This window comes from Phytoamicus setariae (assembly GCF_016722925.1).
Taxonomy (GTDB): Bacteria; Pseudomonadota; Alphaproteobacteria; order Rhizobiales; family Rhizobiaceae; genus Rhizobium_E; species Rhizobium_E setariae.
This window is the reverse complement of record NZ_JAEQNC010000005.1, coordinates 309,971-334,870: the sequence shown is the minus strand read 5'-3', so window position 1 is coordinate 334,870 and position 24,900 is coordinate 309,971. Positions and strand designations below refer to the sequence as shown.

20 protein-coding genes and 1 pseudogene are annotated in these 24,900 nt (G+C 58.9%); 14 read left to right on the top strand and 7 right to left on the bottom strand.

Going from position 1 to position 24,900, the window contains the following annotated elements; genetic code table 11:
* Nucleotides 1–81 precede the first annotated feature (81 nt).
* The 4 genes from JJB09_RS11415 (at nt 82) to JJB09_RS11400 (ending at nt 3,993) form a co-directional block, all read left to right on the top strand.
* The gene (locus JJB09_RS11415) at nt 82–828 is read left to right on the top strand and encodes an electron transfer flavoprotein subunit beta/FixA family protein (protein WP_201657690.1); all 747 of its coding nucleotides are present in this window, start codon (nt 82–84) and stop codon (nt 826–828) included.
* A 24-nt stretch (nt 829–852) separates the two neighbouring features.
* A complete protein-coding gene (locus tag JJB09_RS11410) occupies nt 853–1,782 on the top strand; it encodes an electron transfer flavoprotein subunit alpha/FixB family protein (protein ID WP_201657688.1) in 930 nt (309 codons plus the stop codon).
* A 173-nt stretch (nt 1,783–1,955) separates the two neighbouring features.
* A complete protein-coding gene (locus JJB09_RS11405) occupies nt 1,956–2,837 on the top strand; it encodes a 3-hydroxybutyryl-CoA dehydrogenase (RefSeq protein ID WP_201657686.1) in 882 nt (293 codons plus the stop codon).
* Between the two features lie 133 nt (nt 2,838–2,970).
* Nucleotides 2,971–3,993 carry an aldose epimerase family protein gene (locus JJB09_RS11400; RefSeq protein ID WP_201657684.1) on the top strand — a complete coding sequence of 341 codons (1,023 nt, stop codon included), beginning with the start codon at nt 2,971–2,973 and terminating at the stop codon, nt 3,991–3,993.
* Nucleotides 3,994–4,097: 104 nt separating this feature from the next.
* Here JJB09_RS11400 and JJB09_RS11395 read toward each other — a convergent pair whose 3' ends face one another.
* Together JJB09_RS11395 and JJB09_RS11390 are read right to left on the bottom strand one after the other, a co-directional pair.
* Nucleotides 4,098–5,114: a fumarylacetoacetate hydrolase family protein gene (locus JJB09_RS11395; RefSeq protein WP_201657682.1), complete on the bottom strand. Its 1,017-nt coding sequence runs from the start codon at nt 5,112–5,114 to the stop codon at nt 4,098–4,100.
* Between the two features lie 264 nt (nt 5,115–5,378).
* On the bottom strand, nt 5,379–6,608 hold the full coding sequence (locus tag JJB09_RS11390) for an AI-2E family transporter (RefSeq protein ID WP_201657680.1): 1,230 nt from the start codon (nt 6,606–6,608) through the stop codon (nt 5,379–5,381).
* Nucleotides 6,609–6,915: 307 nt separating this feature from the next.
* On the opposite strand from JJB09_RS11390, the gene JJB09_RS11385 reads away from it, so the two are divergent.
* On the top strand, nt 6,916–7,734 hold the full coding sequence (locus tag JJB09_RS11385; protein ID WP_201657678.1) for a chromate resistance protein ChrB domain-containing protein: 819 nt from the start codon (nt 6,916–6,918) through the stop codon (nt 7,732–7,734).
* Between the two features lies 1 nt (nt 7,735).
* Nucleotides 7,736–9,148 (top strand): chromate efflux transporter, encoded by a 1,413-nt coding sequence (gene chrA / locus JJB09_RS11380; RefSeq protein WP_425523708.1) that lies wholly within the window; start codon nt 7,736–7,738, stop codon nt 9,146–9,148.
* 15 nt (nt 9,149–9,163) lie between these two features.
* Here chrA and JJB09_RS11375 read toward each other — a convergent pair whose 3' ends face one another.
* Complete coding sequence (locus tag JJB09_RS11375; protein ID WP_201657676.1) at nt 9,164–11,794, bottom strand: DNA translocase FtsK; 2,631 nt, start codon at nt 11,792–11,794, stop codon at nt 9,164–9,166.
* 363 nt (nt 11,795–12,157) lie between these two features.
* On the opposite strand from JJB09_RS11375, the gene JJB09_RS11370 reads away from it, so the two are divergent.
* The 4 genes from JJB09_RS11370 (at nt 12,158) to JJB09_RS11355 (ending at nt 16,232) form a co-directional block, all read left to right on the top strand.
* Entirely contained in the window at nt 12,158–12,772 is a 615-nt protein-coding gene (locus tag JJB09_RS11370; protein WP_246748671.1) for a helix-turn-helix transcriptional regulator, read from the top strand.
* A gap of 219 nt (nt 12,773–12,991) precedes the next feature.
* The gene (locus JJB09_RS11365; protein WP_201657672.1) at nt 12,992–14,182 is read left to right on the top strand and encodes a nitrilase-related carbon-nitrogen hydrolase; all 1,191 of its coding nucleotides are present in this window, start codon (nt 12,992–12,994) and stop codon (nt 14,180–14,182) included.
* A gap of 108 nt (nt 14,183–14,290) precedes the next feature.
* Nucleotides 14,291–14,785 carry a hypothetical protein gene (locus tag JJB09_RS11360; protein ID WP_201657670.1) on the top strand — a complete coding sequence of 165 codons (495 nt, stop codon included), beginning with the start codon at nt 14,291–14,293 and terminating at the stop codon, nt 14,783–14,785.
* Between the two features lie 61 nt (nt 14,786–14,846).
* Nucleotides 14,847–16,232, top strand: coding sequence for an APC family permease (locus tag JJB09_RS11355; protein WP_201657666.1), 1,386 nt, complete (start codon nt 14,847–14,849; stop codon nt 16,230–16,232).
* A gap of 108 nt (nt 16,233–16,340) precedes the next feature.
* On the opposite strand, the gene JJB09_RS11350 is transcribed toward JJB09_RS11355, so the two are convergent.
* Nucleotides 16,341–17,012 (bottom strand): DedA family protein, encoded by a 672-nt coding sequence (locus JJB09_RS11350; protein WP_246748670.1) that lies wholly within the window; start codon nt 17,010–17,012, stop codon nt 16,341–16,343.
* 353 nt (nt 17,013–17,365) lie between these two features.
* On the opposite strand from JJB09_RS11350, the gene JJB09_RS11345 reads away from it, so the two are divergent.
* Nucleotides 17,366–19,099 carry an adenylate/guanylate cyclase domain-containing protein gene (locus JJB09_RS11345; RefSeq protein WP_201657663.1) on the top strand — a complete coding sequence of 578 codons (1,734 nt, stop codon included), beginning with the start codon at nt 17,366–17,368 and terminating at the stop codon, nt 19,097–19,099.
* Between the two features lie 428 nt (nt 19,100–19,527).
* Nucleotides 19,528–20,850, top strand: coding sequence for a DUF1214 domain-containing protein (locus tag JJB09_RS11340; RefSeq protein ID WP_201657660.1), 1,323 nt, complete (start codon nt 19,528–19,530; stop codon nt 20,848–20,850).
* A gap of 331 nt (nt 20,851–21,181) precedes the next feature.
* On the opposite strand, the gene JJB09_RS11335 is transcribed toward JJB09_RS11340, so the two are convergent.
* From JJB09_RS11335 to JJB09_RS11325, 3 genes and pseudogenes are all read right to left on the bottom strand, one after another.
* A complete protein-coding gene (locus JJB09_RS11335; RefSeq protein ID WP_201657657.1) occupies nt 21,182–21,643 on the bottom strand; it encodes a calcium-binding protein in 462 nt (153 codons plus the stop codon).
* Between the two features lie 88 nt (nt 21,644–21,731).
* A pseudogene (locus JJB09_RS27115) lies at nt 21,732–21,932 on the bottom strand (BRO-N domain-containing protein); the annotation flags it as partial.
* 170 nt (nt 21,933–22,102) lie between these two features.
* Nucleotides 22,103–22,480, bottom strand: a complete 378-nt coding sequence (locus JJB09_RS11325; RefSeq protein ID WP_201657943.1) for a Rha family transcriptional regulator — start codon at nt 22,478–22,480, stop codon at nt 22,103–22,105.
* Nucleotides 22,481–22,715: 235 nt separating this feature from the next.
* Between JJB09_RS11325 and JJB09_RS11320 the strand changes: the two genes are divergently transcribed.
* A complete protein-coding gene (locus JJB09_RS11320) occupies nt 22,716–23,219 on the top strand; it encodes a hypothetical protein (RefSeq protein WP_201657654.1) in 504 nt (167 codons plus the stop codon).
* A complete protein-coding gene (locus JJB09_RS11315; protein ID WP_201657651.1) occupies nt 23,203–23,922 on the top strand; it encodes a hypothetical protein in 720 nt (239 codons plus the stop codon). The genes JJB09_RS11320 and JJB09_RS11315 overlap by 17 nt, the downstream gene beginning before the upstream one ends.
* Nucleotides 23,923–24,900: the final 978 nt, after the last annotated feature.

Genomic DNA, 24,900 nt, shown 5'->3' with positions numbered 1-24,900 from the left:
CTGAAACTGCCGCCAACAGACAATCAGGAAATGCCTGAATTGCCGCATCTTCGCCGGCTATGACCAACAGGAAGGGCCTCAATGAAAATTCTCGTAACCGTCAAGCGTGTTGTTGACTACAACGTGAAGATCCGGGTGAAGTCGGATGGCACGGGTGTCGAACTCGCCAATGTCAAAATGTCGATGAACCCGTTCGACGAGATTTCGGTCGAGGAAGCGCTTCGCCTGAAGGAAGCCGGCAAGGCATCGGAAGTGGTCGTCGTCTCCGTTGGCCCGGCGAAAGCCGAAGAAACGCTGCGCACGGCGCTGGCCATGGGCGCGGACCGTGCCATTCTCGTCGAGACTGACGAACTGGTCGAGCCGCTGGCGGTGGCCAAGATCGTCAAGGGTGTCGTCGACGCCGAACAGCCGGGCCTGGTCATCGTCGGCAAGCAGGCGATCGATGACGATTCCAACCAGACCGGCCAGATGCTGTCGGCGCTGCTCGGCTGGGCACAGGGCACGTTTGCCTCCAAGATCGAGATCGGCGATGGCACGGCAAATGTCACCCGCGAAGTCGATGGCGGCCTGCAGACCATCGCTGTCAAGCTGCCGGCCGTGGTGACGTCGGATCTTCGCCTCAACGAGCCGCGCTATGCCTCGCTGCCCAACATCATGAAGGCCAAGAAGAAGCCGCTCGACAAGAAGACGCCAGCCGATTTCGGCGTCGACGTGACGCCGCGCCTCAAGGTTATCAAGACCGAGGAACCGTCGGGTCGCAAGGCCGGCGTCAAGGTCAAGAGCGTGGCCGAACTGGTTGAAAACCTCAAGACCGCTGGCGTTCTGTAAGAGACCGGGAAAGGAACTCATTCAATGGCTATTCTTCTTGTTGCCGATCACGACAACTCCGCCCTTTCCGACCAGACATCCAAGGTGCTGACTGCAGCCCAGCAGATCGGCGGCGACGTGCATGTGCTGGTGGCCGGTTCGGGCGCCAAGGCCGTGGCTGATGCCGCAGCCAAGCTCTCTGGTGTGTCCAAGGTTCTGCTCGCCGACAGCGCCGAATACGGTCACGGCCTGGCCGAACCGCTGGCAGCGCTGATCGTCGGCCTCGCCGGCTCCTACGACACGATCATCACCGCAGCCACCGCCTCGGGCAAGAACGTCTTCCCGCGCGTTGCAGCGCTGCTCGACGTCGCACAGGTCTCCGAGATCACCGACGTGGTGTCATCCGACACCTTCAAGCGGCCGATCTATGCCGGCAACGCCATCCAGACGGTGCAGTCGACCGATGCCAAGAAGGTCATCACCGTGCGCACGGCAAGCTTTGCCGCCGCCGCTGAGGGTGGTTCGGCTGGCGTCGAAACGGTGGCATCTGCCGCCAATCCCGGTCTCTCCAGCCATGTCGGCGATGCGCTGTCGTCGTCTGATCGTCCGGAACTGACGTCTGCCAAGATCATCATCTCGGGCGGCCGCGCACTCGGTTCGGCGGAAAAGTTCCAGGAAGTCATCCTTCCCGTCGCCGACAAGCTCGGCGCCGCCGTAGGTGCCTCGCGCGCTGCCGTCGATGCCGGCTATGCGCCGAACGACTGGCAGGTCGGCCAGACCGGCAAGGTTGTCGCCCCGCAGCTCTACATCGCTTGCGGCATCTCGGGTGCCATCCAGCATCTCGCCGGCATGAAGGACTCCAAGGTCATCGTGGCGATCAACAAGGACGAGGAAGCGCCGATCTTCCAGGTCGCCGATTTCGGCCTCGTCGCAGACCTTTTCGACGCTCTGCCGGAACTCGAAAAAGCGCTTTGATCCGCGCGGGTTAACCAGTCTTTTCGCAATTGCGAAAAAGAACTGGATATCATGTCTGATCGGCAGTATCACTTGGCCGGGCTTGCGAAATGTCAAGTCCGGCCATTATTATATGCTGGAGCGGGCGTTTTGCTCCAAATGACACGAAATTCGAGAATTGAACGGGAAACACGATGGGCAGCGAAATCAAGAATGTTGGAGTGATCGGGGCAGGCCAGATGGGCTGTGGCATTGCTCAGGTTTCGGCCGCTTCCGGCTATCGCGTCCAGCTCTATGATCTGTCCCCCGAGCGCATCGAGGCAGCACTTGCCACCGTCAATGGCAATCTCGCCCGCCAGGTCGCAAGCGGCAAGATGACAGAGGACGAGCGCAAGGCCGCATTGGCGCTGATTTCTGGTTCTGCCGATGTCAACGATCTCGCATCTGCCGACCTCGTCATCGAGGCGGCGACCGAGGACGAGTCGGTCAAGCGCAAGATCTATGCTTCGATCTGTCCAGTTCTGAAGCCCGAAGCGATCCTGGCGACCAATACCTCGTCGCTGTCGATCACGCGCCTTGCTTCGGCAACCGATCGCCCCGAGCGTTTCATGGGCATCCACTTCATGAACCCGGTTCCGGTGATGAAACTGGTTGAGCTCGTGCGCGGCATCGCCACCGATGAAAAGACCTTCACCTCGGCCAAGGACTTCGTCACCAAGCTTGATAAGACCATTACGGTGGCCGAAGATTTCCCGGCGTTCATCGTCAACCGTATCCTGCTGCCAATGATCAACGAAGCGATCTACACGCTCTATGAAGGCGTCGGATCCGTCGATGCGATCGATACGGCAATGAAGCTCGGCGCCAACCATCCGATGGGTCCGCTGCAACTGGCCGACTTCATCGGCCTCGACACCTGCCTGTCTATCATGCAGGTGCTGCATGACGGCCTGGCCGACAGCAAGTATCGTCCATGCCCGCTGCTGGTGAAATACGTCGAAGCCGGCTGGCTGGGACGCAAGTCCGGCCGTGGTTTCTACGATTATCGCGGCCCGGTCCCGGTCCCGACTCGCTAAGTCGTTCGACGATCTGTGTTCTTGGCGCCTCTCCAATCTGTTGGGGAGGCGCCTTTGTTTTTGTTGCAGCCTGGTGAAAAATCATACAATTTGCCGCCTCGGCTGGGAAAGCGTGTGAAGCGGGAGATCAAGCATGACCAACAGCGATGTTTTCGGCACCGGCAGCAATGGTGAAACGGTTCGCCGCGTTGTGCTTACCGGAGGCGGGCTGACGGCGCATGTGCTGACATGGGGCGCGATCATCCAGGATCTTCGGCTCGAGGGGCATGATGCTCCCTTGGTCCTCGGCTTCGATGCCATGAGTGATTATCTTGCACATTCGCCCTATTTCGGCGCCACGCCGGGGCGCAATTCCAATCGCATCGCCGATGGGCGGTTTGCGATAGACGGCACGACCTATAAGCTCGAATGCAACGAAAAGGGTGTCACCCATCTGCATGGCGGCTCTGACGGCATCGCCCGGCAGAACTGGGATATTGTCGAGCTGGGCGAAAGCCATGTGGTGCTGCGCATCGTCGACCGTGACGGGCGCGCTGGCTATCCCGGAAACTGCACGATCACCTGTACCTACTCGTTGGGAAAGAGCGGTGTCCTTTCGGTCGTCTATGAAAGCACGACCGACAAGCCGACCATCGCCAATGTCTGCCAACACAGCTATTTCATCCTCGATGATACCGGCGATACATCCCGGCATGAAATGCAGATTGCGGCCGATCGCTACCTGCCGACGGATGCGCGCCAGATTCCTGCCGGCGGGCCGCGCGCGGTCGACGGCACACCCTTCGATTTCAGGCAGATGAAATCCGTCGTCCAGCAACAGGACGGCGAACAGGTGCTCTACGACCACAATTTCTGCCTGTCAGACCAGCGTGTCGTCAAGCGTGAAGTCGCCCATGTGCACAGCACCGCCTCCGGCGTCAATCTTCAGGTGGCGACCACCGAACCGGGGTTGCAGTATTATGCCGCCTTCAAACTGGACGTTCCCGTGCCGGGGCTTGGCGGCCGCACCTATGGTCCCTTTGCCGGCCTTTGCCTGGAGACCCAGATCTGGCCGGACGCGATCAACCAGTCAGGCTTTCCAGACGCCGTCTTGCGTCCGGGTGAGGTGCTGCGGCAGGAGACGGATTATATCTTTTCAAAAGGCGTGAACGCTTAGAGGCAATCGAACCCGCAGCGCTGGGTGCCCAGCGCAGGCGAGGGGCGAGAAACTGCAGATGCCGATGCTAGACCGCAATTTCCCGCACTGTGACACCGCAAGGCTCATGCTTGGGTAACGGCTTCGACTTTCTGTTCGATCGCACCGAATATCGAATGACCGGCCTTGTCCTTCATCTCGATACGGACGACATCGCCGACCGCGAGAAACGGCGTCGTCGACGTGCCGTTGGACAGGGCCTCGACCGTGCGCATCTCTGCGATGCAGGAATAGCCCACTCCACCACCACCGACGGTCTTGCCGGGTCCGCCTTCGAAGCGGTTGGAGACCGTACCCGAGCCGATGATGGTTCCGGCCGAAAGTCGCCGTGTGCGGGCTGCGTGAGCTACAAGCTGGCCGAAATCGAAGGTCATGTCGGTTGCGGCGTTGGCGCGGCCGAAGGGCTTGCCGTTGAGATCGACGCGCAGCGGAAGGTCGAGCTTGCCGTCCTTCCAGGCGTCACCGAGTTCGTCGAGCGTCACCGCTACTGGTGAGAAGGCCGAGGAGGGTTTTGCCTGAAAGAAACCGAAGCCCTTGGCGATTTCGGCGACAGAGAGAGCCCGCAGGCTGACGTCGTTGACCAGCATGACCAGTTTGATGGCGTTGCGGGCTTCTTCGACCGATGCACCCATCGGGACGTCTCCGACGATGACGGCAACTTCACCTTCCATGTCCAGGCCAAGGTCGCTGTTGATAAGCGGGATGGCGTCGCGTGGCGCCAGGAAGGTGTCGGAGCCACCCTGATACATCAGCGGATCGGTCCAGAAATCTTTCGGCATGTCCATGTTGCGCGACTTCCGCATCAACTCGACATGGTGGACATAGGCTGATGCATCCGCCCACTGATAGGCGCGCGGCAAAGGCGAGGCAGCATCGTGCTCATGAAAGCGCATGGTCGGCTGTGCCCCGGTTTCGATACCCTCGGCAACGCGCTGAAGCCGGGGGGCGGCGTATTCCCAGTCGTCGAGTGCGGCTTGCAGGGTGCGTGCGATGTGGCCGACATCCGAGCAACGAGTGAGGTCCCTGGAGACGACGACCAAGCGGCCGTCACGCGTCGAATCTTTCAATGTGGCAAGTTTCATGAGCGAGTGTTTCCATCATTGCGAGTGCATTGACGCCGGTATTCCGGTCGCAAAGGGATGGTGACGGAATTATGACGGCTTGTCACTCACTTCCGGTCGGCCGTTCCGTTTTTGAACCGGCAACCGGATCCTAGTGACTGCAATGGTTCGCCAGACATTGGTGCCGAACTGAACAAAAGGGACAAACTGCTGCAGTCAGCGGCGGTGCAGCTGAGGTTCAGTTTGCCAGGGTGGCGCCGGGGCGACAGCTCGGCGCGCAGGATTTCATGATGCTCTAGGACTTGCCGAGGTTCGGATTTCTGATGTGACCGGTTCGGGCAGCGGCTCCGGGCGGCTCGCCTGCACCGGCGCAGAAACGGATGACGCCAGCGGCTGGGAGATTTCGTGCAGCCATTCGCGCCAAATTGCCACAAGCAGCGCCATCAGCACGGGGCCGACGAACAGGCCGAGGAAGCCCATTGTTTTCACCCCGCCGATCAGGCCGAAGAATGTCGGCAGGAAAGGCAGCTTGATCGGCCCGCCGACCAGCTTCGGCCGCAACGTCTTGTCGACGATGAACAGTTCGGTCGAGCCCCAAGTGAGAAGCGCTATGCCCTCGATCGTCGATCCGCTGGCAACCAGGTAGATGGATACCAGGGTAAAGCTGAGGGGCGCGCCACCGGGTATGAGGGCCATCACGGCGGTGATGACGCCAAGCGTCACAGGCGACGGGACGCCGGCGAGCCAGTAGGCGACGCCGAGCACGATGCCCTCGCCAATGGCGATGATGGTCATGCCGGTCACGGTGGAACTGATCGTCAGCGGCACGATCCGAGACACGCGCTCCCACCGGGCGGGCAGCACCCGCTCGCCGATACGGTCGAGCTGCAGGACCAGATCCTCGCCGTTGCGATAGACGAAGAACAGCGTGATCAGCATGAACAGCAGGGTGAGGAACGACTGGAAGGCAGAAGCCCCGATGACCACAAGGCCCCTGTAGATGTTGCCGATATTGGAGCCGCTGACCAGTTGGACGAGCTCACCCAAGCCGCCGGGACGGCTGAGATAGCGCGTCCAATGCTCGGCAAGTTCGCTGCCGACAACCGGAATGCCGGAAAGCCAAGCGGGAACAGGCGCTCCGGATCCATTTGCCTCTATTGCCCAGGCTGCCCAGATCTTCACTTCCTTGACCGCGTAGACGGCGGCAATAGAAATCGGCACGACGATAAATGAAACGACCAGCAGAATCGCTATCGTCGCACCCAAGGTGCGACTGCCTCCGATGGAGTTGAGCAGCCTCCGGTAGAGCGGCCAGCTTGCAAAGCCGATCACCAGCGCTGCAAGCACCGGAACGATAAAGCCATGAAAGAAGTAAACGCCGGCAAGCAGCACGAACACCAGCAGCCAGCGCGCAACTGATATCGGTCCGACCAGCGCCAGGCGGTCATGGCGGGTACTGCCGAAAAGGTTCCGCTCCACAACGGGTTCGTCACGCTCGCGATTGGTCGAATGCATGCCTTCCCTCATCAAGCGGATATCCGCCCTTTGGTCTCGAATGGTGTTTACGGCCTAACCTATTTTTACGGCAGGCCCTAGCAAAATCTCGACGCAGTTCTTGGACGTAAGGGTACATCTCTGCTGGTTGCAGCAATATGTCGACCCGGCAGTGCGATCGATGCGCAACGCGCAATCGAAGCGAGTCGCTTCTTCTTCTTGACAGTCGAAGCCATCATTGGCATGAAATGACCATGGGGCCGCGATCGCCCCACGAGGCGTCAGCCTAAGTATCGCGTCCACTCAACCGGCAAACGGAGGACGCGCCATGCCATCCCCACAGGAAATATCCGTCGAAAAACTGGCTCGCCTTGTTGGCACGCCGAATTGCCCGGTCCTCATCGATGTGCGGACCGAAGAAGATTTCGCCCTAGATCCGCGTCTCATTCCAGGTTCTGTCCGCCGCGATCATCGAGAGCTGGGCTGGATCGATGATCTTGCTGCTGATGCGACCATCCTCATCTGCCAGAAGGGCAAGAAGATCAGCCATGGCGTTGCGGCCTGGCTCAGAAACCGCAATGTGCCGGCAGATGTGCTGGAAGGGGGCGTTGAAGCATGGCGGATGTCGGGTTTGCCGCTGGTCCCTGTTTCGACAGTGCCGCGAAGAGATGCGCAGGGCCGGACCGTCTGGGTTACGAGAGCCCGGCCGAAAATCGACCGCATCGCCTGTCCCTGGCTGATCCGACGCTTCATCGATCCAGGCGCGGTTTTCCTTTTCGTGCCAGCCCCTGAGGTCGAGGCGGTCGCTGCCGAATTCGACGCCATGCCATTCGATATCGAGGGGGACGTCCAGTGGAGCCACAAGGGCGAACTGTGCACTTTCGATGTGATGGTCGAGGCGTTTGGCCTGACATCCGAACCGCTCCTGCGGCTTGCGACAATTGTCCGGGCAGCCGACACTGCCCGCCTCGATCTTGCGCCGGAAGCCGCTGGCCTGCTGGCTGCCTCATTGGGGCTGTCGCGTATGTATTCGGACGATCTCGAGCAGTTGGAGGCGGGATTGTTGCTCTACGACGCCTTTTACCGCTGGTGCCGTGACGCGACGGGAGAAACCCACAACTGGCCGTCAGCCAAGCGGCAAGCCTGAAATGACAAGCATCATGGAGACGGAAACAGCAGGAACAACGGACGAAGTCGTGCGGCATGAAGGGCATGGCGTCTCGTTCGGCGAGGCGTTTCGGGTCTGGCTTCGGGTTGCCGCGCTCAGTTTTGGCGGGCCGGCGGGACAGATCGCGGTCATGCACCGGATCGTCGTCGATGAAAAACGCTGGATCGGCGAGCACCGGTTCCTGCACGCGCTGAACTACTGCATGCTGCTGCCCGGCCCCGAGGCGCAGCAGCTTGCAACCTATCTCGGCTGGCTGATGCACCGGACGGCGGGCGGACTGATGGCGGGTTGCCTGTTCGTGCTGCCGGGTTTTCTGTCGATCCTCGCTCTCAGTTACATCTATGTGATCTTCGGCGACGTTGCCGCCATCGAGGGCCTGTTCTTCGGGCTCAAGGCGGCGGTTCTGGCGGTGGTCGTCCAGGCGGTGTTCCGCATCGGCTCGCGGGCGCTGAAGAATGGGCTGATGATCGGCATCGCTGCGGTGGCGTTCATCGCGATCTTCTTCTTCCGCATACCATTTCCTCTGATTATCCTCGGCGCTGGCGTCCTTGGCTATATCGGCGGCAGGATGGGCTCGCCGCTGTTCCGGATGGGCGGTGGCCATAAAGCTGGATCCGGGCCAGTCCTGACGGATAAGGATTCGCGTCTGGGAGAGGCAGTCCCTGCGCATGCGTGGCCCAATCTCGCCTGGTCGCTGAAAATCTCCGGCGTTTTTCTCGTGCTGTGGCTGGTTCCGCTGGTCGGGCTTTTCGTGCTGCTCGGCCCGGACAATGTCTTCACAGGGATCGGACTGTTTTTCAGCAAGATGGCGGTGGTGACGTTCGGCGGCGCTTATGCGGTCCTGTCTTACGTCGCCCAGCAGGCGGTCGAGCACTATCATTGGCTCAAGCCCGGCGAGATGCTTGATGGTCTCGGCATGGCCGAGACGACGCCGGGGCCATTGATTCAGGTGGTTCAGTTCGTCGGCTTCATGGGTGCGTGGCGCGAACCGGGAGCACTCAACCCGCTTGTCGCAGCGACCCTTGCGGCGCTTCTGACCACATGGGTCACTTACGTCCCGTGCTTCCTGTGGATCTTCCTCGGCGCGCCCTTCATCGAAAAGCTGAGAGGCAATGCGGCCCTGACCGGGGCGATGTCGGCGATCACGGCCGCCGTCGTCGGGGTGATCCTCAATCTTGCCATCTGGTTTGCCATCCACACGCTGTTTGGCGAAGTCCGGCCTTGGCAATCCGGACCGGTCTCGATGGATGTGCCGGTGCCGGGATCGGTGGTTTGGCCCGCCGTCGCGCTGGCCTGTGCCGCGGCGCTTTCGATCTTCCGCTTCAAGGCTTCGGTGATCGTGACGCTTATGGCCTGTGCGGCCGCCGGAATGGTCTGGCGGCTCGCTTTCTGACTTGGAGTCGGGCGATCAGTCGTCGCCCGACACGCTCGTCTCGACCGGCGTATCCTGATGGTTGCCCCGGATGATCTCGCGCTTGCCGACATGGTTGGCGGCGCCGACGAGACCTTCCTTTTCCATCCGCTCGACAAGTGAGGCGGCCTTGTTGTAGCCAATTCCGAGGCGACGCTGGATATAGGACGTCGAGCACTTCTTGTCGCGCAGCACCACCTTGACGGCTTTGTCGAAGAGATCGTTGCCGTCTTCGCTGGCCATGTCGCTCTTGTCAAACACGGCTGTATCCTGCTCCTCGGCCGCATCCTCTTCCTCGTCGGTGGTGACCGTTTCGAGATATTCCGGCCGCCCCTGCGTCTTGAGGTGGGCGACGACCTTTTCGACTTCCTCGTCGGACACGAAGGGGCCATGGACGCGGGAAATACGCCCGCCGCCGGCCATGTGCAGCATGTCGCCCTGACCGAGCAGTTGTTCGGCGCCCTGTTCGCCAAGGATCGTGCGGCTGTCGATCTTCGACGTCACCTGGAAGGAGATGCGGGTGGGGAAGTTCGCCTTGATCGTGCCGGTGATGACATCGACCGAGGGGCGCTGGGTGGCCATGATCAGGTGGATACCGGCGGCACGCGCCATCTGGGCCAGCCGCTGGATCGTGCCTTCGATTTCCTTGCCGGCAACCATCATCAGGTCGGCCATCTCGTCGACGATGACGACGATATAGGGCATCGGTGCGAGATCCATATCCTGGCTCTCGTGGATCGGCTCGCCGGTTCCCTTCTCAAAACCGGTCTGGACGACGGCGGTGATCGTCTCGCCCTGTTCGCGGGCCACGGCTGCGCGGGCATTGTAGCCATCGATGTTGCGGACGCTGAGCCGCGACATCTTGCGGTAGCGGTCTTCCATTTCGCGCACGGCCCACTTCAGAGCCATGACCGCCTTCTTCGGATCGGTCACCACGGGAGTCAGCAGGTGTGGAATGCCGTCATAAACGGACAGTTCCAGCATCTTCGGATCGACCATGATCAGGCGGCATTCTTCCGGCGTAAAGCGGTAGAGCAGCGACAGGATCATCGTGTTGATGGCTACCGACTTGCCCGAGCCGGTGGTGCCGGCAACCAAAAGATGCGGCATCTTGGCGAGTTCGGCGATGACAGGTTCACCACCGATGGTCTTGCCGAGGCAGAGCGGCAGCTTGTAGCTGTTGCGGGAGAAATCCTTGGAATCGATCATTTCGCTGAAATAGACCGTTTCGCGGGTAGCGTTGGGCAGTTCGATACCGATGACGTTGCGGCCGGGGATGACGGCGACGCGGGCCGATAGCGCCGACATCGAGCGGGCGATATCGTCGGACAGGCCGATGACGCGTGACGACTTGACGCCCGGAGCGGGCTCGAATTCATAGAGCGTGACGACGGGGCCGGGGCGGACATGGATGATCTCGCCGCGAACGCCGAAATCCTCTAGCACGCTTTCCAGAAGGCCAGCATTGCGCTCGAGCTGCTCCTGCGTCATCACCACGCCGACAGTTGCCGGTGCGTCCTGCAGCAGCGCGCGCGGCGGAAACTCGTACTCGCCATGCGCCGCCTTTTCGTATTTGGCGGGCTCGATCTTGAAGGGCTTGGAGATTGCCACGCCTGTCACTTCCGCAACAGACGCCTGTGGCTTTTCTACCGGCGCTTCAACCGCCCGCACGGTCGGTGCGGCCTCGGGCACCTCGATGGTGGTGACAGGCAGGGGTTCGGTCTGGACTGCGGCCGGCTGCGGTGCCGGTCGCTGGCTCCAAGGCCAGGCCGGTGCACGCAATGAGGCTGGCGGCACCGACGTGACGGGCATGGCCGTTGCGACGGACGGCGTGACCGCGGGTACCGTTGGTTCCGCCTTGGCCGCTTCCTTCGGCGTAGCGCATTCGATGACCTTGTACATCGAGATTGCGGAGGATGCCGGACGCTGGATGGGCTGGGGGACGACTTCCGCGGCCATGGTCGAGGCGATCTCGCGCAGCACCGTCGGCTGATCGAGCTCGACCGGAGGCGCAAATGCCATCGATTCCCAGAATGCGAAATCCGACAGCTGCGACAGCGCAGAGCGGGCCGGCTCGGCCTGGACGGCAACCGGCTCGACAATCGGGTCAACAGTCGGTTCGGCCTTTACCACCTTCTCGGGCCTGCTGGCATTCAGTCTCAGCACTGGCACGTCCGGGATTGCGGCCTTGGTGTCCATCCTGCCCTGCAGCACCATCATCGTGGAAAATCGATCCGCCGAAGGCTCGGCAGCTTCCTGGCTTGCGGTACGGATGCGCGGTGCCCTGGCAGGCGCCTCGTAAAGCTGATCGACCGACGGACCCTCCACTTGCGGCTCGGCTGCCGGCGTTTCGGCATCGGAGATAGGGTTTTCTGGAGACTGCGTTTCCGGCACGGTCTGCATTTCCGAGATGGCGCGCTCCGGCGTACGGGTGAAACGAACGTTCGATGCCAGGAAGAAATGGCTCTCCCAGTTGACGTCATCGGGTTGGCAGGCGCGTTCGCCCAATGCTCTCAGGCGCTGCAATGCGACACCCTCCTTGTATGCTTTTTCTTGTTCGGTCGAGCGCAGGCTCTGCTCTTCGTTTCCAAAGGCGGCGGGATTAAAATTCGTTCGGGGAATACGCATGATACCTTCAAGCACCGGAGGGACGACTTGCTACCCAATCGAATAGGAAATGAAGGTTAACAATCCCTTTTCAAGACCATGAAAATGCGAGCCTCAAAGACCCAGAAATCACCATAAAAAACTGTATATTCAATGAGATAACTTTATTTAAAGGATTTCTTGGGGATGACGATTCAAGCCAGGAGCGTCGCGGATGCGCAGCCCGGCAAAATAGGCCTTGTGCGACGAAATTTTGTGTGGCCACGCCCAGCGAAAGGCTTTAGCATGGCCTCTCACTATCACATTTTGCCATTCACAGGCGGCCGGATGCAGTTCGATCGGACGGGTTTCGGAAATCAATTCTTATCGCTGGTGGCGTCAGCCATGCCGCTGACCGGTTGCTGCTTCTATCGCGTCGAAGGCGGACGGCATGTGGTGGATCATCAATTGTCCAGCCTGTCGCCCTATTGGCTGGAGCGCTATTACCATCATTTCTGGCGTTTTGATCCCCTGCATCCCGAGCGCATGAGCCAATCTCGCGCCCGCCTGCAACTGCTGACGCGCGATTCTGTTCGTCGCGATGTCAGCGCGCGGGAGTATTTCGAACAGTTCCTCGTGCCGCAAAAGACGGTGCATCAGACAGAATTGTACTTCCGCAGGGGATCGCAGATCGTCGCGGGGGCTTCCCTGCTGCGCAACGAATCCACCGGAGCGTTCACCACCGACAATCTCTCTTTCCTCGACAAGCTTGTCGAATTTGTCGAAGGCAGCGTCTTCGAACCGGCCGAGGCGGAGGATGCCTGGCAGGACGCAGCAGGCCTGACGCCACGCGAACATGAAATTGCGATGCTGATCGGCGCGGCGATCTGCAACAAGGAAATCTGCCGACGGTTGAACATCGAGCTGCCGACCGTGAAGACGCATGTGAGCCGCATTCTGAGCAAGACGGGCGTGCGAAGCCGCGCCGAGCTGATCAGAAAGCTCCACAACCGGCACTAGATGCCTGGTTCAGGTTGCAATGGGCGGCTGCTTTTGTCGTACTTCAGTATGATAGCCCACCCCCGAAATGTCTGAATAGTCTACGGGACATTCGAGGGGGAGTGGGTGCCAACGTTTCGGGGCGTGCCAAGGCATCGCGTCGAGGCGGGGAGCACGATATTGCCTGCCCCCTTTCCGTGTTTGCCGCATCGGCGGTTTTTGGCATCTGGAAGGCAGAGCATGAGCAAGCGTTCGGACTATGTAGCGCCCTACATGGCGATCGGTCTCTCGACCATCGTCACCGGCATCGCGGAGCGGCGGCACATCCGTCACAATCTCGAGACGATCGAAGAGGCCATACACGCCTCGATTTCGATCTGTTCGATCAATGCCCCGGTGCGGATCGTGGCGCTGGCCGAGGGCGCGCTGACCGGTTTCACCGACGAGATCTTCGACGTGCCGCACGTGACCGCGGCAAAGGAAATGTTCATCGATCTGCCGGGCGAGGAGACCGAAGCCCTCGGCAAGCTCGCCCGCCACTACGACACTTACATCATCGGCCAATGCAAGGCGCGCTGGCCCGATGTGATGAAGGACCGGTTCTTCAACACGCTGTTCGTCATCGACCGCAAGGGCGAAGTCGTCCACCGAGCCGCCAAGAACCATATCTGGTGCCGTGAACGCAGCTGCACCCCGCATGACGTCTACGATCGCTGGGTCGAGATGTTCGGCGACGGCATCGAGGCCTTCTATCCGGTGCTGCGCACCGATGACATCGGCAATATCGGCACGATCTGCTGTTCGGACGGGGAATATCCCGAGGCGGTGCGGGCGCTAGCCTTCAATGGCGCCGAGATCATCTACCGCCCGTCGGAAGCCATGCCGATGACGGGTTCGTCCTATCCGGGCGGCGGAAGCTGGATGATTCAGAACCGTGCACACGCCGATTTCAACAGCGCCTACATGCTGTGCCCGAATATCGGCCCGGTCTACCTGTCCCCGAGTTCCAAGCACCCGATCGATATCGCCGGCGGCAACGGCCACATCGTCGATTACCGGGGCAACATCATCTCGTATTCGGCAAGCGGTGCCAACACGATGGTGGCCGGCCTGATCGATGTGGAGGCACTGCGCCAGTTCCGCACCATGAACCTGAATTCCAACTGGATGAAGGACCTGCGCACCGAGCTGTTTGCCCGCATGTACGAAAAGCCGATCCATCCGCGCAATCTCTGGCTCGATCGCGACCCTGATCGTCATGCTGCCGTGGACGATATCTACCGCGCCAACATCGGCAGGCTGGTCGAACGCGGTTCATGGACCTTGCCGGCGCATGAGGTGCCGGGCGCGCGCTACATCCCGTCATCGCCGGAAGGCGAAGACGACTGGAACGAGGCCAAGGCGATGTGGCGGCCCTGGCACAACAGCTAGATGTAACCGGCGTCTGGCCCGATACCGTCCCGGCAAGAATAATACGGGGTTTGGGAACGGTACGGGTCTGGCGTCATCCTTGAATGGAATTCAACTGGGAGACTACCAATGCATACTTTGCGTATTTCCACTGTTTCAAAACTTGCCAGAAAGGCCGCAGCACCAATTCTCGTGGGCTTGCTGTCCTTCGGCGGCATGACTGCCACGGCGGCCGCCAATGACGCCGCCAAGGTCGACAGCGTTGTCGGCACCTGGTTCGTCAAGGCGCCCGATGCGCCGTTCACCCATCACATGTTCGTCTTCAACGCTGACGGCACCATGCAGCAGGCCAATCCCGACGCCGGCAATCCCGACAACAGCGACAGCGACGGCAAGGGCATCTGGGCCCGCAAGGATGGCAAGATCCTCGGCAAATTCGTCGAAGTCACCGCGGACCGGAAGACTGCCAAATTCGTCAGCTGGGGTGAGATCACCTATGAGATCGATGTTGCCGGCGATGCGCTCACCGGCACGGCAACCGCCCGTTTCTACGATGAAAACAACAAGCTGCTGCGCGGACCTTTCCCTACCCCTCTGGACGGTAAACGGGTAACGCTTCCCTGAGGGCAGCGCAGGAATCTGCGTCAACACACTTTTCTTCAGTCAATGATGGACACCCAACACCATGTCTTCATCCAGTCTTGCGCCCAAACGCTCCTTGGGGGCCTTTGATATCTTCTTTCTGGTCGTGGCCGCCGCCGCGCCGCTTGCCGCCATTGTCGGCAACGGCGCCCTCGGCGTGCTCTTGGGCAATGGTGTCGGGATGCCCGGCTCCTATCTGGTTGCCGGGCTTGTCCTGATCCTGTTTGCCGTGGGGTTCGTGCGCATGAGCCCGCATGTCCAGCACGGCGGAGCGTTCTATGCCTATGTCCGGCACGGACTGGGGCGGTATGCCGGCGGTGCTGCGGCCTTCGTCGCCATCATCGTCTATGTGATGATGGTCGTCGGCAGTGCTGCCGGGTTCGGCTTCTTTGCCAGCCTGTTCTTCGCGGAAAATCTCGGTCTCGATATCTCCTGGAAGATCTGGGCGGCCGTTTCGCTGGTGATCGTCGCACTGATCGGCTATCGCGAAATCACCATGGGCGCGCGTTTGCTCGCCGTGATGTTGATCCTCGAAGTGCTGATTCTGGTCGTGCTGGCGATGACGGTGTTTTCGCCGGGCAGTGCGGCCACCGTCACGCTGACTTCGTTTGCGCCGTCGAACATTTTCAGCGGCTCTTTCGGTATCGGCCTGATGTTCGCATTCGTGTCGTTCCTGGGTTTTGAATCCGCGGCGATCTACAGCGAGGAAGCCAAGGGTGGCCATCGCACGGTCAGCAGGGCGCTGATTGCCGCCGTCATCTTCATCGCGGTGTTCTATGCCATCGCCATGTGGAGCATCGTGCTTGCATTCGGCGACGACAAGGTGGTCGCAGCTGCTGCCGAAAACCCAGGCACGCTGGTGTTCCGGGCGTTTGCGCAATACACGCATCCGGCATTCACCGTTGCCGCCGAGCTCCTGATGGCAACCAGCGCGCTGGCCGCAACGATTGCACTGCACAATGCGGCATCGCGCTACCTCTTCGCACTGGGTCGCGAAGGCATGCTGCCGAAGACCTTGAGCAAGCTGCATCCGCAACTGCAATCGCCCCACGTGGCCAGCATTTCGGTCACCGTGGCCACTTCGGTTCTGGTCACCGTGTTTGCGCTTTGCGATGCCGATCCGTTGATGACGGTGCTTTCCAGCACCTTCGGCCTGGCGGCATTGGGGATCATCCTGTTGCAGGCAGCGACATCGCTGTCGATGGTTGCTTTCACCTGGAAAAGCCGCAGCAAGAGCGACGCCTGGGCAGGAAACCTTCTGATCGCGATACTCGCCACGATCGGACTGGCCGTCGCCGCAGTGCTTGTCATCGTCAACTATTCCACGCTGACCGGCAGCCTGGGCGTGCTTGACTACGCGCCCTGGCTGGTGCCTCTGGCGGCTGTGGTGGGCATCTTCGTCGCATCCCGGGGCAAATTGGCGGCGTAGATCGCGCTACAACCTCGGTGAGCACAGGTTTCGGGGCGGGTTTCCACACGGGAACTCCGCCCCGAACAGCGTTGGCCGCCCAATGATTTGATGTCGAAATCCGGATTCCTAATGCGGGTTTTCGCCCAAGCCAGAGTGGGCTCCATGGGCATCCAGAGCCGTGATTGCCCTGCGCTCCAGTTCCTTCTCATGGCGACGGATGAAAAGAGCGCCGACCAGAATGACGATTGCTGCTGTGAAAAGCAGCACAAGCCCGATCGGCCCCGCAAACCGGTGAATCTGCTCACCGAGCAGGTAGGCACCGAAGCCATAGGCGCTTGCCCAGAGAATGCCGCCGCCGGTGTTCATGACGAGAAAGTGATTCCATGCCATGTTGTTGGCGCCGGCCAGCAGCGCGGCGAAAGTTCTGAGGAAGGCGATGAATCTGCCGAAGAAGACGATTTTGCCCCCGTGCTCCATGAACAGGTATTCGCCAATCCTCAGTCGCATTGGCGTGAGCTTCACCAGGTAGCCGTAGCGTTCGAGCAATGTGTGACCGACCGTGCGACCTATCAGGTATCCGATATTGTCGCCGATTATGGCGGCAAGTGCGGCGACGCCGACCACCGCAAAAATACTGAATTGATGTGTCGAGCCGGCGTACAAGGCCGATGCGATCAAGGCGCTTTCGCCGGGCAACGGCACGCCGATGCTTTCGAACATCAGTATAATGAACAGCGTAGGCAGCCCGTAGGAGGCGATCAGATCGTGCAGCCAGGGATGGGTTAATAATTCAAACAAATCCGTGATGATCCTGTCTGAGCTGGGAAGTACGCAACGTGCTGTTCTTGCAAGCAAGCATCCAATTCATTTCAAACTAAAAAATTGCAATGTCCGAGCACCAGATGCAACACGGTTTTGCCAATAACAGAGCTTTCCGGCGTGTATGCGTTTTTCTGGAGCGGCGTTGAGCCGGAGGCGCGCCGGAAGAAAGATTGGCGGAGTTACGGTCCACCGAACCGGTATCCCGCAGTGTACTCCGCAATTCGCGGCCATCCCAGATGACCGTGCGGCGCTGGTTCAAGGAATGACACGGCCCTTTCGTGCTGCTTGAGAGCGCGGTAATATTATCCGGCATTCATACGGAGATCGCGATGGCGAAGCGACACGTCGAACGACGGCTGGCGGCAATTATGGCAACCGATGTCGTCGGGTATTCGCGTCTGATGGAGGCCGACGAAACGCGCACCGTTCGCTCAGTTAGGCATCTGCAATCTTCGATCTTGGGTCCGAAAGTTGCAGCGCGCGGAGGGCGAATAGTCAAGTTGATGGGGGACGGCTCCCTCGTCGTCTTCAACTCCGTGGTAGACGCGGTGGATTGCGCGATATCGCTTCAATCGAGGCTCGAGACCCGCCGGAAAAATCAGCGGGTTGATTTCCCTCTAATCCTCAGAATTGGCATCAATCTCGCCGATGTCGTGATTGAGGGGGAAGATCTGCTGGGGGACGGTGTGAATATCGCTGCCCGCCTGGAGGCAGCAGCGGAACCTGGCGGCGTTTGTATTTCTGATCTGGTTCATCGACAGCTCAACACGGGTCGTCGTTCGGATTTTTTGGATGGTGGCGAGATATCGCTCAAGAACATTGCCCATCCCCTTCATGTGTGGCACTGGAGGGATGCACCGGCAATCAGGCCATCTGCGGGTTCGCTGGCAAGGCCGACCTCGATAGCCATACTGCCCTTCGAGTATTTGGGGGGATCACCGGACCAGGCCATACTCAGCGACGGAATTACCGAGGACGTCATTTCCGGACTTGCGCGATTTCGTTCGCTCACCGTTATCGATGCGAGATCGTCGTTCCGCTTTCGCGATAAGCATTCCGACCTAGATGAGATTGGCAGGAAGCTGGGTGTGACATATCTCGTCGTAGGCAGCCTTCGCCGTGCCGGCGAACGGATCAGAATTGTCGCACAGCTCATTGAAGCGGCCAGCGGAATGCACCTCTGGTCGGAACGCTACGACCGCGAGGTCCAGGATATGTTCGCGATCCAGGACGAAGTGACCCAGATGATTGTTTCTACCCTCGTGGGACAGATCGAAAACGCGGATGTTCGTCAGGCGTTGCGCAAGCCGACGACAAGCCTCGTAGCTTACGAATTTTATCTGCTCGGGCTTGCTCATATTCGAAGTTATGGCGAAGACGACAATCAGCACGCCCTCACCATGTTCAGCGCCGCGATCGAGAGAGATCCGCATTTCGGACTAGCACATGCCCATCTTGCATTGGCGAAAATTGCGCTCAACGGCTACGCCAATTCACCATCTGATGTCCTTGATGAAGCGTTGGCCCTTGCGCGTAAGGCGGTAGCGCTTGACGAAGGCGAAGGTGGTTGCCAGCGATTGCTGGCACTCATCCACGTCAACCGACGCGAGTTTGAATTGGCGGAACGACACTATCGCCGGGCCTATCAGATCAATCCCAACGACGCGAATACCTTGGTGCAGATGGGCGGTCTGCTGGCCCGGCGCGGCAAACTCGATGAAGCGATGGAATGGATCGATGAAGGGTTCCGACTGAACCCGTTTCCGCCGCCATGGTACAGTGCCGCACTCGGAAACGCCCTCTACCTTGTTGGCCGCTACGAGGATGCCGCTGCTGCGTTAGAGGAACTGCCAAGCCCGGGCCCCTTCACGTACGCGCGCCTGGTCGCTTGTTACGCACAGGTAGGTGACACGATTGCGACCGAGAGGGCAAGGGCGCAGTTGCTTGAGCTGTGTCGCAATTTCTCGACGGATGATTTCATCCGGCGAGGACTGCTCCTAGAGCGCCCGGAGCAACTAGATCTGTTTCGCCAGGGACTCCTGAAGGCAGGACTCCCACCGTGAAAGCTGGTGGCCGCGAGAACGAGACAACTACCCACTCAGGAACGATCGCTCATGGCGGGCGCAAAGCGGCCGTTGCAGCTTTTTGTGTCCTCTGGGGCGACTAAGAAAATTTCATAAATCAGCCACTTGTGGGGATCAAGTGAGGGAAACCAACAGAAAAATACAACAATTTCAACGTATTGTAACCCTGGATACCACGGGAAGTTTTTTGAAGCCGGGTGCAAAATTTCCCGGCGCGTCTGGCCGCGAGCGTCGGGAAGGATCCCCGTTGGTGGATTTCGGCCCTCATTTGAGTCGTCGGAACGCGCAATCGGCACCTTCACGAGCACATCGCCCACAGTGGCCATGTTACTTAATGTTACCGTTACGAATCTTCCTTTAGCGCGCGCGATAGCACATCCTTGCGCTACGACGGAGGACTAAAGATCATGAATCTATTGCGTTACGTGTTCATCTTTCTGCTTGCTTCGGCAATGTCGTCGGCTACCACCGTTTCAAGAGCTGGCCCCGCGAGCGATGAAGAAGTCAGCCAAGCCTACATCTATCTTCTTGGCCGCCTTCTTGTGACGCGGCAGCAGCAACTGGATTTTCAGGAGGGCTTCAAATGGAACGAGCTGATCCACCGCAAGCCCGGCGCAGTTGACTGGCCAAACCCAAATCTTGACGTTGCGTATTCAGAGGCCTGGGTCGCTGTCGACGAGACCAGTTGCGCCATCGTGACGGTTCCGGAAATCAAGGATCGTTATTACACAGTGCAGTTCCTGAACGGCTGGGGTGAAACGTTCGCCAACATCAACGAGCGGCTCTTTCCAAATCATCCATCCGGCGATTACGCTGTCTGCCTTCGCGGCGCTAACGTTGCGTTGCCGGATGGTATGCGGCGGATTGATCTCCCCGTTGCCGCGTCCCGCGTGCTTGCTCGTGTCGCTTTGGGCGACGATCCCGATCGAGCGGTCGCACTTCAGCACGAGTTCAAGCTCAAGCCGACAGGTAGCCCCAAGCTGCCGGAAATCCCGAAGACGCCGATATTTGACCTGGGACAACTGCCCGGTGTCGAAGCATTTGATGCGGCGACAATCGCCCTCGACAGCGCGCCTGACATCAATGTCGGACTTGAAGAGCTGCAGACGCGGGTTCGCTCGATCGCTGTCGCTGTCAAAGATAGTGCCGAAGAACGCAAGCGTGTGGACGGCGTCATCAAAGCACACGCCTTCCCCGAAATCGCGAAGGCTGGGACAATTATCGGCCATGGCGTTATTCACAATGGCTGGGCACGCCCCAGTGTCGTCGGCGAATACGGCATGGACTATCTGACTCGGACGCTGGTCAACAATGGCGGCATCTGGGCCAACATCAAGCCGGAAGTGCTTTACTACCGTGGTGGTGTTGACGCTGAGGGTGCCGAGCTCAGTGGAGATCACAGCTACACACTGACATTTCCCAAGGATGCGCTGCCGGCACGCTTCGCGCATTACTTTTGGTCGGTAATTGCGGTCGATAACACACGCTTCCGCGTTCTGCCCAATCCGTTGAATCGCTACCTGCTTAACGAACAAACGCATCCGCAGTACGGGGCCGATGGTTCGCTCACGTTGTACTTTGCCACGGAGAAGCCGGCGGACGCTCCAGACGGCAACTGGTTGCCCATACCGAAGGGCCAGAAATTCCGCCTAACCTTCCGGTTCTACGGGCCGATCGACGGGGTAGCCAACGGCACCTATTGGCCGCCGGCATTGGTGAAGAGGAACTGAGGTTCAGCAAGGGATAGGAACTTGCCATTGTGGTTGTTTGGTCCGGCATTGTTCATCGCGTTCTGTTTCGTTGGCATGTTGCTGACGTCCAACGCCGTCCGGCAGTCATCGGTCAGCTCTTGGTGGGCCGGTGAGTTGGGTCACATCCCGCAGTACGTTCTTGTGGGACTTAACCGAAGAAGCTGGCCACGTCCCGGCTGTTAGCGACGACTGTGTTGTTCTTGATGGTGACGAGGCGGGTATGGCACGATTGTGTTCTACGACATGGATACGGGCACGGTGTTGGCATAAGTCAGAAAGCGCCTACGGCATGGCCCGCGCCAAAACATGCTTAGATCAGGCCGTCAATTAACGGCCCATGAATTTCAGTTTCCACTACACCATCATCGAACCTCAGGAGTTCGATGTTTTTGAACATTACATTTTGGTCGCCGCGCGTGAGGGTCCAAGTGCCATCGAGTTGCTCGACCTGCCACTCGGCAAGAACCCCATCTAGCACCAAGAGGTCATCGCCCGCGCCGCCGTTGATAAAATCGTTGCCCGCCTTCGCGATTATGAGGTCATCCCCAGCGCCACCGAAGAGAAAGTCGTCGCCTTCGCTACCGTCAAGCCGATCAGCCCCTGCATTTCCACGCAGGGTGTCGTTGCCTTCACCGCCAAATATGCGGTCATTCCCGCCCGCGCCTGCGAGTGTATCGTTTCCGCCTTCACCACGGATTATGTTGTCGCGCACGTCTCCGCGAAATACATCGTCGCCTTCATCGCCAGTGAACTTGATAGGCTTCTTCGCCATGTCGATCTCCCATATTGATCAGAGGTTCGCGTGTGTTTGGCGTTAAGTCAACTGTGTCAGAGATCCATTCCAGCGCCACGTCCTCGCTCATCTCGCCAGTGACAACCTTCTCTTTACCGAGGATGTAGCCGCCGTCCCTTCGGATAGTCGGGAGGACCACTTCACTGACCCAGTCTTGGAACTGTGCTGCTTCTGGCTTGTCGCTGCGCATGATGAGCCGGTAGAGGGCGCACTCGTGCATGGCCAACAGACCGGGGCCGTCTTTACCCACACCGTGGATGTGGGTAATGCAATGGTCCTTCACGGTCTCCTGGAGGCGGCTGGTGTAGACTTCGGTGTAGCCGTTCTTCACCCGCACTTAGACGTTCAAGGCGAAGCAGACATCGCGGACGATGAACCACGGCTGGCCATCGATCAAGATGACGCAGATGGAGTTGGAGAGGAAGGAGAAGGTGGTGATTAGAGGCGCAGCCAATCGCTTCCGGCCTCGTCAGCGGCCAGCCTCAAGGCCTCCGCGAAGGTGATCGGGATGGCTGGTGTAGAGGCCGAGACAGGCAGCGCCTTCAGGGTCGCCTCCATCGCATCGTACTGGTCGATGCATTTCAGCTTGAACTGGAGCGCCTTCTTACCGTTGAAGCCCATCGTCAGAAGAGCGAAGCCATCACGGGTCATATCGAACATGCGGTACGAACGGCCACCTTCGACGGCCTGATAGGAGCAGACTTGAAAATTCAATTCTGCCTCGGGAGCTTCTTTGATCAGGGCGTCGATGTCCTGAAGGACGTTGAAGTGTTCCTTGCCGAAGTAGGCCGCTAATTCCGAAGGTGCCTTCTTAATAAGGCGGTGGCAATTCTATCCATAGGTCAGTGCGATGAGCCTCTCCCCGAACCCCTGAACGCTGCCGAAACGGATCGCTGCCGATGGCCTGTCGTCAGCTTGGTACGCAATGGCCCGCCGCGCCGCCCAATTTCCTTTGGACAAGCGCCCTAATCAGCCCCGGTTGTATTGACGAATGTGACAACTTAGGCATTGACTTGTTAAGTATTGACTATCGGATATCTTAGAGGTTTTCATGGCTGATCAAGCAAAGATAAAGTTGAAGGTTGGCTCCATCGAGCTTGAATATGAGGGTGATCCCGCCTTCCTCAAAGAAGGACTTGAGTCGCTTCTGATAACAATGACCGACCTCGCGAAGGTTGCCCCTCCAGAAGAGAATATCTCCGTAGATGATGAAGACAGTTCGGACCAGAGCGGCGCTGGAAATTCTGGGGGCCTGCAGCTATCGACCAACTCCATTGCCGCTCACCTTGACGTTAAGTCAGGACCGGAGTTGGTCATTAGCGCTCTCGCTCATCTGCAACTCGCAAAGAGCGTGTCCGGTGCAAGCCGTAAGCAAATGCTCTTTGAGATGCAGTCGGCGACGAGCTACTACGACAAGAACATGAGCAAGAACCTGACTTCTGCCATTTCAAGTCTCGTCAAGGCGAAGAAGGTCAACCAGCTTGGCGCAGACAAATATGCATTGAGCGCAAGCGAACTGAAAAACCTAGAGGCGAAGCTTGCTAACGCTGGATGAGTTGAAAAAATGGCTTCAGCGGGGCCTAACGCGTCTCGATAAGCTGTTGCTAGTACTCGCGACTCAAGACAAGCCGCAACAGGTCGCGGATATTGTCGCTGTCGCCGAATCGGTTGGCTTCAGAGAGCCTAAGAGCTGGAATATCTCAACCATCTTGTCCGGTTCGAAGGGGCTTGCGGTCCGAACGACCGGCTGGGAACTGACCGAAACCGGCAAGCTTCACCTACGTCATTTGGGGGTAGCGACCATCAGCCCCGCAGCAATGCAGGTTGCGGTTGACTTGCGGAAGCATCTTGCCAACATCACGGACCACCAAACTCGAGACTTCGTAGAAGAGGCCATTAAATGCCATGAGGCGGGCCTCTACCGCTCTGCCATCGTGATGGGATGGCTCGGTGCCATGGATGTATTGCACAAGCATGTTCACGCTCACCACCTCACGGCGTTCAATGCTGAGGCTTTGCGGGTCGACTCGCGGTGGAAGGCTGCTGTTACAACGGACGATCTTGGCGCGATGAAAGAAAGCAACTTCCTAGACCGTTGCGAGAACATTTCTATCCTTGGCAGCAACGTGAAGAAGGAACTCAAGGGCTGCTTAGACATTCGGAACGGCTGCGGGCACCCAAACTCCCTAAGAGTCAGCGCTAACAAGTCGGCTGCACACCTCGAAACGCTTCTTCTTAACGTCTTCGATAAGTTCTGATGCGCCTACCGGAGCGTTGGAATCGGAGAGGTAGTTGAGGTTATAGAGATCAAGTGTTGGCAGGCCGCGAGCCGTCAGGCGGTGTGCTTATGTTAGCTCGTCCTCAAGATTGGTCTGAAACGCTGGTCTAGTTTGGTCTGAGTCATCGCTCTGCAATTCGTCTATCGGCTTGATTTTATTGCATAGTTAGATATATGGAATTTAGTGGTGGAGCTAAGGAGGATCGAACCCCTTCTAAATTGTGCAATAAAATCAACATCGATTTTCGAAATGTTGAAATCGATGTTGAAACGTTTAGCCTCCGTCATTCCTCGCGCCGCTATGCGTCGCGGCGTCGTTGAGATTGAAACTGTGATGCAGGGGCTATCGAATGCAAGCGCGCTCTACGGCAAAAGCCAAGAGAGGTGGGCAATCCGTTTCACTTCCTGAGATCGAGATTGGTTCTTGGAGCGGCGAGTTCGTGGGCCTTCCACGCGGAAGCACGGGACACGTCGTTCAGCCCGGTCCGCCTCGTATGTCGGTAGAATTCACCTACCTCATCGTTGGTGCTAGCGTTGTGTCGCTCAATTCAAAATTTCGTTGGCCTGCTATTGCCACTTTCTGGGTGCCGACGCCGATGAAGACCGACATTACTGACGCTGGGTTCTTGTTTCGAACAGAACGCTCCCCAACCCTCAATCTCTGCTTTGAAGGTGACACGTCTGCAATTTTCTGATTTGTGCTGGCACTTTCGAGAAAAGCGGCTGCGGGATTTCCATTTCACAGTCGAGCCAGAGGTTGATAACCATTGGCCGTTGCATAGCTGGGGAACTGGGTTCGAGCTTTAACTTGTAACAGCGCTACTTGCCATGAACTTGCCGGATGTTTTGCCGCTATTCATTGGTGCCTCACTTTTTTGAAACTGGGTGCAAAATGATGAGGCAAAACGAATATGCGCGGTATCTTACCATGGTGCAGCGAACGGGCAACGCGGCACCG

Excerpts from the sequence above, each read along its gene's own strand:
- JJB09_RS11415 (WP_201657690.1), top strand. The coding sequence starts at position 82 with ATGAAAATTCTCGTAACCGTCAAGCGTGTTGTTGACTACAACGTGAAG.
- JJB09_RS11410 (WP_201657688.1), top strand. The coding sequence starts at position 853 with ATGGCTATTCTTCTTGTTGCCGATCACGACAACTCCGCCCTTTCCGAC.
- JJB09_RS11405 (WP_201657686.1), top strand. The coding sequence starts at position 1,956 with ATGGGCAGCGAAATCAAGAATGTTGGAGTGATCGGGGCAGGCCAGATG.
- JJB09_RS11400 (WP_201657684.1), top strand. The coding sequence starts at position 2,971 with ATGACCAACAGCGATGTTTTCGGCACCGGCAGCAATGGTGAAACGGTT.
- JJB09_RS11395 (WP_201657682.1), bottom strand. The coding sequence starts at position 5,114 with ATGAAACTTGCCACATTGAAAGATTCGACGCGTGACGGCCGCTTGGTC.
- JJB09_RS11390 (WP_201657680.1), bottom strand. The coding sequence starts at position 6,608 with ATGCATTCGACCAATCGCGAGCGTGACGAACCCGTTGTGGAGCGGAAC.
- JJB09_RS11385 (WP_201657678.1), top strand. The coding sequence starts at position 6,916 with ATGCCATCCCCACAGGAAATATCCGTCGAAAAACTGGCTCGCCTTGTT.
- chrA (WP_425523708.1), top strand. The coding sequence starts at position 7,736 with ATGACAAGCATCATGGAGACGGAAACAGCAGGAACAACGGACGAAGTC.
- JJB09_RS11375 (WP_201657676.1), bottom strand. The coding sequence starts at position 11,794 with ATGCGTATTCCCCGAACGAATTTTAATCCCGCCGCCTTTGGAAACGAA.
- JJB09_RS11370 (WP_246748671.1), top strand. The coding sequence starts at position 12,158 with ATGCCGCTGACCGGTTGCTGCTTCTATCGCGTCGAAGGCGGACGGCAT.
- JJB09_RS11365 (WP_201657672.1), top strand. The coding sequence starts at position 12,992 with ATGAGCAAGCGTTCGGACTATGTAGCGCCCTACATGGCGATCGGTCTC.
- JJB09_RS11360 (WP_201657670.1), top strand. The coding sequence starts at position 14,291 with ATGCATACTTTGCGTATTTCCACTGTTTCAAAACTTGCCAGAAAGGCC.
- JJB09_RS11355 (WP_201657666.1), top strand. The coding sequence starts at position 14,847 with ATGTCTTCATCCAGTCTTGCGCCCAAACGCTCCTTGGGGGCCTTTGAT.
- JJB09_RS11345 (WP_201657663.1), top strand. The coding sequence starts at position 17,366 with ATGGCGAAGCGACACGTCGAACGACGGCTGGCGGCAATTATGGCAACC.
- JJB09_RS11340 (WP_201657660.1), top strand. The coding sequence starts at position 19,528 with ATGAATCTATTGCGTTACGTGTTCATCTTTCTGCTTGCTTCGGCAATG.
- JJB09_RS11335 (WP_201657657.1), bottom strand. The coding sequence starts at position 21,643 with ATGGCGAAGAAGCCTATCAAGTTCACTGGCGATGAAGGCGACGATGTA.
- JJB09_RS11320 (WP_201657654.1), top strand. The coding sequence starts at position 22,716 with ATGGCTGATCAAGCAAAGATAAAGTTGAAGGTTGGCTCCATCGAGCTT.